12 protein-coding genes and 1 pseudogene are annotated in these 10,592 nt (G+C 32.2%); 3 read left to right on the forward strand and 10 right to left on the reverse strand.

Annotated elements, in window-relative coordinates:
- Window positions 1–154: 154 nt before the first annotated feature.
- The 10 genes and pseudogenes from RR643_RS03710 to RR643_RS03755 all read right to left on the reverse strand — a co-directional run bounded on the left by RR643_RS03710 (window position 155) and on the right by RR643_RS03755 (window position 8,453).
- Window positions 155–655 (reverse strand): annotated as a pseudogene (locus RR643_RS03710) (nucleotidyltransferase domain-containing protein).
- Between the two features lie 17 nt (window positions 656–672).
- A complete protein-coding gene (locus RR643_RS03715) occupies window positions 673–1,167 on the reverse strand; it encodes a GNAT family N-acetyltransferase (protein ID WP_332469151.1) in 495 nt (164 codons plus the stop codon).
- A 20-nt stretch (window positions 1,168–1,187) separates the two neighbouring features.
- Window positions 1,188–1,649 (reverse strand): GNAT family N-acetyltransferase, encoded by a 462-nt coding sequence (locus tag RR643_RS03720; protein ID WP_332482363.1) that lies wholly within the window; start codon window positions 1,647–1,649, stop codon window positions 1,188–1,190.
- Between the two features lie 4 nt (window positions 1,650–1,653).
- Window positions 1,654–2,109, reverse strand: coding sequence for a GNAT family N-acetyltransferase (locus RR643_RS03725; RefSeq protein ID WP_332482364.1), 456 nt, complete (start codon window positions 2,107–2,109; stop codon window positions 1,654–1,656).
- 101 nt (window positions 2,110–2,210) lie between these two features.
- Window positions 2,211–3,845, reverse strand: coding sequence for a DAK2 domain-containing protein (locus tag RR643_RS03730; RefSeq protein ID WP_332482365.1), 1,635 nt, complete (start codon window positions 3,843–3,845; stop codon window positions 2,211–2,213).
- A gap of 11 nt (window positions 3,846–3,856) precedes the next feature.
- Window positions 3,857–4,216: an Asp23/Gls24 family envelope stress response protein gene (locus tag RR643_RS03735; RefSeq protein WP_332469147.1), complete on the reverse strand. Its 360-nt coding sequence runs from the start codon at window positions 4,214–4,216 to the stop codon at window positions 3,857–3,859.
- Between the two features lie 184 nt (window positions 4,217–4,400).
- Entirely contained in the window at window positions 4,401–5,393 is a 993-nt protein-coding gene (locus tag RR643_RS03740; RefSeq protein WP_332469146.1) for a cell division protein FtsQ/DivIB, read from the reverse strand.
- Window positions 5,384–6,286, reverse strand: coding sequence for a UDP-N-acetylmuramate dehydrogenase (gene murB / locus RR643_RS03745; RefSeq protein WP_332469145.1), 903 nt, complete (start codon window positions 6,284–6,286; stop codon window positions 5,384–5,386). Before murB ends, RR643_RS03740 begins: the two co-directional genes overlap by 10 nt.
- Window positions 6,279–7,370, reverse strand: a complete 1,092-nt coding sequence (gene murG / locus RR643_RS03750; RefSeq protein WP_332469144.1) for an undecaprenyldiphospho-muramoylpentapeptide beta-N-acetylglucosaminyltransferase — start codon at window positions 7,368–7,370, stop codon at window positions 6,279–6,281. Before murG ends, murB begins: the two co-directional genes overlap by 8 nt.
- 471 nt (window positions 7,371–7,841) lie before the next feature.
- On the reverse strand, window positions 7,842–8,453 hold the full coding sequence (locus RR643_RS03755; protein ID WP_332469143.1) for a LexA family protein: 612 nt from the start codon (window positions 8,451–8,453) through the stop codon (window positions 7,842–7,844).
- A gap of 135 nt (window positions 8,454–8,588) precedes the next feature.
- Between RR643_RS03755 and RR643_RS03760 the strand changes: the two genes are divergently transcribed.
- The 3 genes from RR643_RS03760 to RR643_RS03770 all read left to right on the forward strand — a co-directional run.
- A complete protein-coding gene (locus RR643_RS03760) occupies window positions 8,589–9,815 on the forward strand; it encodes a DNA polymerase Y family protein (protein WP_332482368.1) in 1,227 nt (408 codons plus the stop codon).
- Window positions 9,816–9,830: 15 nt separating this feature from the next.
- Window positions 9,831–10,064 carry a hypothetical protein gene (locus RR643_RS03765; RefSeq protein WP_332469142.1) on the forward strand — a complete coding sequence of 78 codons (234 nt, stop codon included), beginning with the start codon at window positions 9,831–9,833 and terminating at the stop codon, window positions 10,062–10,064.
- A 4-nt stretch (window positions 10,065–10,068) separates the two neighbouring features.
- Window positions 10,069–10,592 (forward strand): SOS response-associated peptidase family protein (locus tag RR643_RS03770; RefSeq protein ID WP_332482366.1); only part of this gene is annotated, 524 nt, incomplete at its 3' end.

Consider the following 10,592-nt stretch of genomic DNA (forward strand, 5'->3'; position numbering starts at 1 on the left):
GTAGGTTAATTAGTTTTTCATTAAAATTCATAATAGATACCTCTCTTCTCAGTTTTTTGCAACTGCACCCAAAGCATATCAATTTATTCAAATGCGAATCAACCAACTACTGTTGTCAATTTGTCACCTTATCTTACCAATTTATAATTTTCAATCAAAAATTCTTAAATAATTGATCCAGATGTTCAATATCATGTTTATCTACTTCTCTTAATTCATATCCTGTATGAAATACTCTTTGACCTTCAAGGTTAATACATGGAATATTTCTTCCTTCAAAGGTGGTACTTCCGAAATATATTGCAGGTATATCATAAAAACCACCTTCTAAAGCCGCTTGTTTAGACGAACCATCCTTTTCAATAATGAATGGATGGATATCCAAGTAACCTAGTTCTGAGTGATACAATTCGATTCTAACCGGTCTTTCATCTGTATCGATTTGATAGCCTACATTCGTTAGTATCTCTAAGAATTTAGCTGTCTCATTCGCGTCAAAATTGATATCTATATCACGATGATTTCTAGTTTGATATCCTACAAGAGCATCAACTCCCCAACCACCATCTAACTAGTAAGTCATTTCTAATGATTCAATTAAATCCAAAACAGTAAATAAATTTTCTTTTGTCACTATTTCTTTTTTATTTTCCATTTATTTTCCCCAATATTCTATAATTTTATTCTTGTGTAATATTCTAAATCATCCTCATGATGAATTGTTGCACCATTGTTTAGTTGTGCTTTAATACTACCTGTATTGTTTTTATTTACCGATAAATAAGCTTCATCAATTCCTATTTTTTTCGCCTCTTGAAGTACAAGTGCTAAACCCTTAGTTGCATATCCTTTTCTGCGATAGGATTTAGCAATGCCATAGCCAATGTGTCCAGCACCATTTTCAAGAAATTCATTTAATTCATGACGCAAATTGAAAATACCTACATAGTTATTATCATCTACCAATACAAAAACTGTGTCTGGAACATACCCTTCTTTTAATCCAATACTCATCGAATAGTTTCTTCTTACTTGAACATATTCAACAAACTCCTCAAAAGATAGTCCATATGCTACATTCACAAATCCATTTTCTTGTTCTGGAAATGAACTTTGAAGTTCATATGCTTTTTGTAAATCTGATTCCCATAATTTTATTAATTTCATTTTCTTTTCCTCTATATTTTCTATTGATGAATCATGCGATAAAAAGTTCCTACTCCAATTGAAGTTTCTTGAACGAATTCATCACCATCTATTACAAATCCTGCTTTTTGATAACAAGTAATTGCTCTCTTATTCCAACTTCTTACTTTTAAATAATGCGGTTTGTTTGGATATAGTTTCCTACACTTTTCGATGACTATTTTTAACATTGCTTGGCCATATCCCTGTCCGCAATAATTTGGTGTAACTCCGATACCAATAAAAATTTCTTTCTCTTCTTCTAAAACATTTGTAAATCCAACACAAGTCTCCTTATCGAAATAAGTATTATAATTATTTTGCCTCTTTAGATTAAGAAATGCAAATTCTTTTTCGACCATTTCATCATAAGTTGGCATATTGTAGATTTCATATTCACCAGAATATTTCCAATTACAAACTTCTCTTTTATCATCATCTGTCATGATTCTTGTTGTCAGCATCACATTACTCCTTTAGTTTCATTTCATTTTCTAATAATTTGAATCCAATTCGTTTGTACAAAGGAATTGCCTTTTCTTCTGCTGCAAGATATAGATGTTGTATTCCTTTTTTCTTCGCAAGCTCAATTAACTTTATAATTAATTCACTCATAATTCCTTGTCCTCGTACTTCTGGAATTGTATATATACTATATAATTTACCAATAATACCCTCAGGGCAATATTCATCTGGTAATACTTCATATGTGCATATCAAACCTTTTGCAATTATATGATGGTGATCCTTTGCAACCAGTCCAAAACATGTTCCTTTAATTAAACTCTTATTCAAATATTCTTCAATATTTCCTTTTAAATTAGTTGGTAATGGCGTGGTTGAAATCTCATTCAAAAAATCCATACGTAAATCCACCAATTCAGGTATATCTTCGCATGTAACCTCTCTTAACGTAAACTTCATAATCACCATCTCCTATCGCTATTTTTTATTATTTACATAAATTGTAACACCATTTTTAGGTAATATAAAACCCTAGCAAGTATCTTACTAGGGTTTATCGATTATTCTACGCCTATAATGAAACTGTATACTGGTTGATTCCCTTTTTGAGTATCAACTTCAACATCAAATGTAGATGCAACATAATCTTCTACTTGGCTTACTTCATCATCACTTGTATCTTCACCAACTAATAATGTAATAATCTCACTATCATCATCAATCATTTTATCAAGTAATCTAAATGTTGCTTCAAGTTTATCTTTAGTAGAAATGATAATATCCTTTTCAAAGATTCCCATATAATCGCCTTCATTAATTGCTAAGCCATCAAATGTAGTATCTTTAATTGCATATGTAATTTGACCTGTTTTCACATGTTCAATTGCCGCTTGCATTTCAACTAAATTATCTTCAATTTCAGTTTCTGGATTAAACATGATACATGCTGATAATCCTTGAGGAATTGATTTCGTACTTAACACATGAATATTTTCATTTTCAAGTACATCTTTTGCTTGTTGGGCAGCTAAAATAATGTTTGAGTTATTTGGTAATACGAAGATATGTTCTGCATTAAGTTCTTTAATTGCTGCAACAAAGTCTTCAGTTGATGGGTTCATTGTTTGTCCACCAGAGATGACCTTATCTACACGATATTCTTCAAATAATGCCTTTAATCCATCTCCTGCTGCTACTGCAATAATTGCATATTTTTTCTTCTCAGCACTTACCGGAGCAACTGTTTTTACATCAGCTCCTTGTGTAATAGTGTTGTGTTGTTCTTGCATATTTTCAATCTTCAACTTAACAAATTCACCATAACGTTGTGCCAAGTTTAATGCATCCCCTGGAGTTAATGTATGAACATGTACTTTTACAATTTCTTCATCTTGAACAACTACAATAGATTCACCTAGTTGTGCTAAAGAAGTTCTTAGTTTTTCTTCTTTAAATGTTTTTAAACTTTCATTATTTAAGCGAACAATGAATTCTGTGCAATAACCAAATCCTTCATTTTCCATTTCCATTGCTGCTGTATTTTGTACAGTACTTGCTTGATCACTTACTGCAATTGGATTTCCTTCTAATGCAGCTTTAAATCCTTCTAGTACTAATAATAAACCTGCTCCACCACTATCAACTACACCTACTTCTTTTAATACAGGAAGTAAATCTGGTGTTGAATCAAGTGATTTCTTAGCTTCTTTACATAAAACTGTTAAGTATTCTAGAGGAGTAATTTCTGGATTTTCATTTGCATAAATTTGTGCAAGTTCACTACTTTCACGAATTACAGTTAAAATTGTTCCTTCTACAGGACGCATAACTGCTTTATATGCAATACGGCTTCCATTCATAAATGCTTCTGCAAGTTCTACTGAATTTGCTTCTTGTTTTGAATCCATCCCTTGATAAAAACCCCTAAAGATTTGCGACAAAATAACTCCTGAATTACCACGAGCTCCCATCAGTAAACCTTTTGATAATGTTTTTGCGACAATCGATAAATCATCATTACCCGATTGCATTACTTCTTTTACACCGTTAGTAAAAGTCATTGACATGTTTGTTCCAGTATCTCCATCAGGAACTGGGAACACATTCAATGCATCAATTTCAGCGTGTTTATTGTTTAAATTGTTGGCTCCACTTTGAAGCATGTCTTTCAACATTATTCCATTAATTGTATTCATGCTTTCCTCCGTTAGCCTATTACTCGTACACCTTGAACATAGACATTTACAGCACTAAGCTCCAATTGAAGTGTCTTTTCAAGAACGTATTTAACTTTCTTTTGTACTTCAGACACGACTTCAGAAATTTTAACACCGTATCCTAATATAACATATACATCTAATTCCAATCCATTATCCGTTTTTCGAACAACGATTCCTTTAGAGAAGTTTTCGATTTTTAATAATTCAGCCCAACCATCACGAAGGAACTTTTTAGATGCCATACCAACAACCCCATAGCACTCTGTAACAACGCCCCCAGTTAATGAAGCAATCGCTTCTTCAGAAATATTGATATTTCCGAGATTTGTTACTTTTTCAATAGACATAGTATCTCCTCCTAGCCTTACAATATTATACCAAAAACCAACCAATTATCAAATTTTACGCTAGTTTAATTCCGTTTTTTAGTACTTTTTTTGCAATTTTACCTATTTTATACAATTTTAATTACCCTAATAAAGTCACATGGCAGTTTAACCTATGCTTTTGGTTACTTTTTTTAATACGAACTTACTCGATTTGACTCTTTGTGTAGGCTTCATAATCATCTTCTTCTCCCATTGGAATTAGAATTTTATTACCACTTGCATCCAAGATAAAGTTTCCATTTCCATCGGTAAAATATTTCTTCTCAACCGGATCTCCATACTGATTAACCACAACATTACCCAACTCATCTATCCAATATTCTTTTTCTTCTACAACTGCATCCCACGGACAAGTCGAAGTAAACGCAACCTTTAAACTATCATCTGAATAAATACACAATCCCGACGCTGTAAAATCAGATGCGATTTCATTATATGAATTAAGAGTAGATAATGAATAATAACTAGCAAAGAAGTTATTTCCATCACGCATTAATAAGCGCAATGTATTTTCATCATATGACATAGGATATTGAGACACTTCTGAAATCGATTCAATAATATTACGATCAACTTTTTGGAAAGCTTTCGCTATTTTAATCAGTTGCTCCTCTGATTCGAATCCATCAATGTAAGGGACTTTTGCGATTAGATCTAAGTATTCACTCTTTAATTCAACTGCTTTCCCTGATGTTAGAAGTAATTCACCCTGTTCAAGGTAACGATAACCAAATGGTGTTTCCTCTTCAACCGTAATCTCGATAACACCTTGATCTTTATGTTTCACTGTCGCAGATTTTATAAGTTCAGATTCTTCTAATTTTTTTTCTATGAAGTAATCGAAAACCAAGTAATAACGATTTTCTAAATTCAATCCCGATAAGGATTTTATATAACTTGAGTCTAAGAAATAATTGTTCTTAACTGATATCGATTTAACTTTTGATATTGGAGAGAAATAGTAACCTACAGCAATAATCAAAAATCCACTAATAATTGCAAGCATAAAAAGAAGAGGTTGTGCTTTTCTAAAGTTAAAATCAGCTTTAATCCTCTTTCTTCGATCAAAAACTTCATCAACGGCACTTTTTTCTTCTTTGACAGGTTCAACTTTTTGTTTCCGTTTTAATCCCAATTAAATTTCTCCACTTCCATTATTAAATCACGATTCAATTTATCTTTCGCTTCTTTTTGAACTTCACAAACTAATGCATAAAATTCAGTAGCTGTCGCATGATTTGCATTAACAATAAAATTAGCATGTTTATCAGACACCAAAGCGCCACCTTTACTTTTACCACGATATCCTAATTCTTCAATAATCTGCCAAGCAAATTTATCTTCTGGATTTTTAAAGATACTTCCAGCAGAAGGATATTCTAACGGTTGTGTTTGTAGACGTCTTTCTCTACGATTATCCATCAAATTACGAATCTCATCTTCATCACCTTTTGTTAAACGCATTTTCACCGCTACAATAATCCAATCAGGATGCTTATGGAAAATAGAATGACGATACTCAAATTGACATTCTTCATTACTCAACCATTCAAACTTATCATCACGGAATACAAATACTTCCACAATTACATTGGCCATATTACTCTTGTATGCACCAGCATTCATGAATGTGACACCACCAACAGAACCTGGTATCCCGCTTGCGAATTCAAGTCCAGATAAACCATGTTTCATTGCGTCATATGCAATCGCAATAATTGATGCACCTGCTTGTGCAGTACAAATTTCATCATCAAAATAGAAATCATCAAAAGTACGATCCAAACGAATGATAATTCCATCAAAGTATTTATCTGAACAAAGAATATTACTTCCTTTTCCAAGTACTTTGTATGGAATATTAAACTCTTGAATCGTTCTCATTAGCTCATTTAACTCTAAGCTTGTTTTTGGATATACAACATATTTTGCAATTCCACCCAAGCGTAATGTTGTCATTGTAGATAAGGCAACATCACATTCTACTTCACAATATTTAATTAATTCATCATATAATTTATTACTCATTTCGACCACCCACTAAATCTAAAATCCATTGAATCATATCAGGACTTGCATTAGGTTTTCCTAATTGTTTTGCCTGTCTTGACATTTCTTGTTGTAACTCTTTATTTGATAAAACCTCATCAATTTTATTAACTAAAATTTTCGCATTTAAATCTTTCTCTTCTATCATAATTGCTGCATTTTTGTTTTGTAATGCCAAGGCATTCATGACTTGGTGATTATTTGGAACATAGGGACTTGGAATAATAATCGACGGTAATCCAAGAGCTGTTATTTCTGCAGATGTCGTTGCACCACCACGAACAACAACTAAATCCGCAAGGCACATAACCTCTATGCCATCAATATATGGAACAACATGAATACGTTCTGTACTTGAAAAGGATTGAATGAAATCATCATATCCTTTTTTACCTGTAACAACCAATGCTTGGTAATCTTTACCCACCATCAATCGACAAGCTTCTTTTAGTACTTTATTTACACTTTCAGAGCCTAAAGATCCCATTACAATCACGACTAAAGGAAGTTCATCACTGCATCCAACTTTCTTTAATATTGATTTATCTTTATTTATTTTAGCTGCTTCTGTTGCACGTGGATTACCTAAAATTTTTGTCTTTTGAGGTGGAAATTGGTTAAGATTTTCCTCATAACAACCAACAACTGCATTCACAGATTTTGCCAACATCTTATTTGCTTTACCAGCATATGAATTTTGTTCGTGTATCATAGTTGGTATATTTAATGAATTTGCGGCCCATAAAACTGGCACACTAATATAATTACCAAATCCTATCACAACATCTGGTTTGAATGTTTGAAGGATTAACTTGCATTTCTTTTCTGCCTTTTTTAACAAGTAAAAAGCTTTTACTTTAGAAAGTAGAGAGCCATTCATACCAACAACATCAATTCCTTCATAAGCATATCCTGCATTTGGAATTTCAGTTGCTTCCATTCGATTGGTAGAACCAATAAACAGAAACTCAGTAGCGGGGTCTTCTTCTTTCATTGCTTTTGCTAAAGATAAAGCAGGATAAATATGTCCTCCTGTACCCCCAGTCGCAATTACAATACGCACAATGAATCAACTCCTTCAACTTATTATAGCACGCCATAACTTTCTATTGAAGAAAAAAAGACCAATTCCATTAAACCTTCAAATTGGTAATGAATGTAACAAATTTTACTTATTTATCCCTTAGAAACTTTAAAATCTCTTTAAATAAGCTTGAATTTTATTCAACTTATTTTCATTTCTTCGAAAATAAAAACTACCTATTCCATTAAAGTATATGGAAACTAGATAGTTTTAAGATTATTTATGAATTTATACTCGTTTTTTCTTTTGCGAGCCTAGGATAGTAAATATTTGCCAAAATCCATGTAAGTGGTGGATTCACTATAATTAAAAGTACAACCTGTAAAATAGGAACAACCATTCCCGTAATTTGTAGTAATGTAAAAGCAAAACTAACAATAGCGTTTTCAACAACAAATAGAATCAAATAAATGAAAAAACAAGTGAAGAAAAAAATTATCTTTTGTTTCATTAGTATTTAATCTTATTGTGAATCAACTTACCAATAATTTTGATTCCCTTTTCTTCGATTTCATCTTTTGTGAAAACCATTGGTTTATAGTCATCATTTTCAGGTTGAAGAATCATTTGATCTTTCTTAAAGAATACACGTTTTAATGTAACTTCATTGTTTTCTAACAATACAACTGCAATTTCACCATTTTCTACACTATCTTGGCGGCGAATATAGACACAATCACCTTCCATAATTCGTACATTTTTCATGGAATCACCAATAACATTTAAATAGAAGTATTCACGTAATTCATCATTACCTACAACATATTCATAACCAGATATATTTTCTTCCGCAAATAACCCTAACCCCGTCTTGACCGTTCCTAATACAGGTACAGGTTGCATTTCTACAACGTCATGAGCTAAATTCTTATTTATCATATCTTCAATTGGTAATTGAAAGAAATTAGCTAGTTTTTGAATAATAGGCATAGGTGGAATCGATGTTCCATCTTCCCACTTTTGAATCGTCGTAAATGATTTGTAGCCTAAAAATCTCGCAAGTTCATCTTGCGATGTTTTATAAATTCGACGTAACGTTCTTAAATTCTCTCTAAAATACATATTTATCACCACCTTCATTTTACTGGTATTCCAATTTCTTTTCAATCTTTATTTGAAAAATATTCAAGTTTCACTTGAACTTGATTTATTTTCAAGTAAAATAAAGTTGGAGGTGATATTACGAATCGAATTATTCTGCACTCAGATTTAAACTGCTTTTATGCCTCTGTCGAAATGCTCTATCACCCTGAATACAAACAGGTTCCTATTGCCGTTTGTGGTGATATTGAAGAACGCCATGGAATTATACTAACAAAGAATGCATTAGCTAAGAAGTATGATATCAAAACAGGTGAAGCTATTTGGCAAGCAAAACAAAAATGTCCACAACTTATTTGCGTTAAGGCAAACTTTTCACTCTACTTACGTTATGCCATGAAAGTAAAAAAGATTTATCTTGATTATACCGATCATGTAGAATCCTTTGGAATAGATGAGGCATGGCTCGATGTCAGTGACTGTCATCATTTGTATAAATCACCTACTGAACTCGCAAATATCATCAAAGAACGCATCCGTTTTGAATTAGGTTTAACGGTGTCCATTGGTATTAGTTACAACAAAGTTTATGCTAAGTTAGCATCAGATGCAGCGGATGTTAATAATATCTTTACCATTTTTGAAGATGAACGTGACCAAAAGGTATTTCCATTACCTATTCGAGATTTATTATTTGTTGGTTATTCTAACGCAAAAAAGCTAAAAATGTATGGCATTTACACGATTGGCGATCTTGCGAATACTCCCCTTTCTACCCTCGAACGCATCTTTGGCAAAGTCGGTATTACCTTGCATTCTTTTGCGAATGGTTATGAAACATCTGAAGTTGCACATTATAGTGCCTGTTCTTCTCTTAAGTCTATTGGAAATAGCACCACTTGCCCTAAGGATTTAACTACATTAGATGAAGTTAAAATCATACTCACGATTCTATCCGAAAGTGTTTGTGCTAGAACACGAGAACAAGGATTTTATGGTAAAACGATTACTATTTCAATCCGTGACAATACATTGAATACCATTACTCGTCAAATGCAGTGCGAAATTCCTACGGATTGTACAGATATTGTTGTCAAACATGCAGTCATACTATTTGAAAAACATTACTCCCTTTCAAAACCTGTGCGCAGTTTAGGTGTTCGGTTATCAAATTTTACAAGCATAGCTCCAGTTAACCAAGTATCTTTCTTTGACAAGAAAAAAGATTTGACTGTTAAAAAATTAGAATTAGCTTTTGATGAAATTCGTCATCGTTTTGGTCATTTCTCAATTCAAAGAGGATGTGTTTTGCAAGATAACGACTTAAACCGATTAGATCCTAAATCAGATCATGTTATTTTCCCAGAAAGTTTTTTTAAATAAAAAAGGAGACCCATTATGAATCGTTGTTATGTTGAAGTTTTATGTCGTCATACCTTACAAGGACAAATACAGCCTGTTTCAATCATATGGAACAATGGCATTGAATATAAAATTGATCGTATCCTCCAATGCTGTCCTGCAGCTTCATTAAAATCAGGAGGCGCTGGAATGCGTTATACTTGTTTATTTAATCAAGAATGTAGATACTTATTTCATGATCATGATAAATGGTTTATTGAAAAGAGGTAAAATTATGTGTGGACGTTATTTATTCTCGGATGGCAAAAATCCAACATTATTAAAAATAAAAAAGTATTATCAAGAGAAACTATCTCTAGATGTTTTTAATCAAATCAGTTTTGAAGAAGTATTCCCAAGCCAAAAGACCGTTGTGTTTCTAATGGATAATGAAAACAAATTACACCCCTCAATTATGAAATGGGGATTAACTTTAAATAAAAAACAAGTCATTAACTTACGAGATGAAAATAAAATCGCAATGAAATACAAACCTTGCATTATCATTGCGAGTGGATATTATGAATGGCAAAAAAATACAAAAGAAAAACATTTCTTTACAACCAATTCCGGCATGATTTGTTTGGCAGGTTGTTATAACGATGATAATGAATTCGCAATCATTACTGAAGAAGCAAACAGCGAATTATCAAAAATTCATTCTCGTACCCCATTCACTTTGTCAAAAGATGATTTTAAAGATTACTTTAAACGAGATATTGTTTATTCAAACCAATACAAAATTATTGATAAAACAAA

The sequence above is a fragment of the Anaerorhabdus sp. genome, assembly GCF_036637135.1.
In the GTDB taxonomy this organism is placed as follows: domain Bacteria; phylum Bacillota_I; class Bacilli_A; order Erysipelotrichales; family Erysipelotrichaceae; genus Anaerorhabdus.

Bases quoted from the DNA above. Each gene is read 5' to 3' on its own strand.
- RR643_RS03765 (WP_332469142.1), top strand. From the start codon at position 9,831: ATGAATCGTTGTTATGTTGAAGTTTTATGTCGTCATACCTTACAAGGA.
- RR643_RS03720 (WP_332482363.1), bottom strand. From the start codon at position 1,649: ATGCTGACAACAAGAATCATGACAGATGATGATAAAAGAGAAGTTTGT.
- RR643_RS03730 (WP_332482365.1), bottom strand. From the start codon at position 3,845: ATGAATACAATTAATGGAATAATGTTGAAAGACATGCTTCAAAGTGGA.
- RR643_RS03755 (WP_332469143.1), bottom strand. From the start codon at position 8,453: ATGTATTTTAGAGAGAATTTAAGAACGTTACGTCGAATTTATAAAACA.
- RR643_RS03725 (WP_332482364.1), bottom strand. From the start codon at position 2,109: ATGAAGTTTACGTTAAGAGAGGTTACATGCGAAGATATACCTGAATTG.
- murB (WP_332469145.1), bottom strand. From the start codon at position 6,286: ATGAGTAATAAATTATATGATGAATTAATTAAATATTGTGAAGTAGAA.
- RR643_RS03735 (WP_332469147.1), bottom strand. From the start codon at position 4,216: ATGTCTATTGAAAAAGTAACAAATCTCGGAAATATCAATATTTCTGAA.
- RR643_RS03715 (WP_332469151.1), bottom strand. From the start codon at position 1,167: ATGAAATTAATAAAATTATGGGAATCAGATTTACAAAAAGCATATGAA.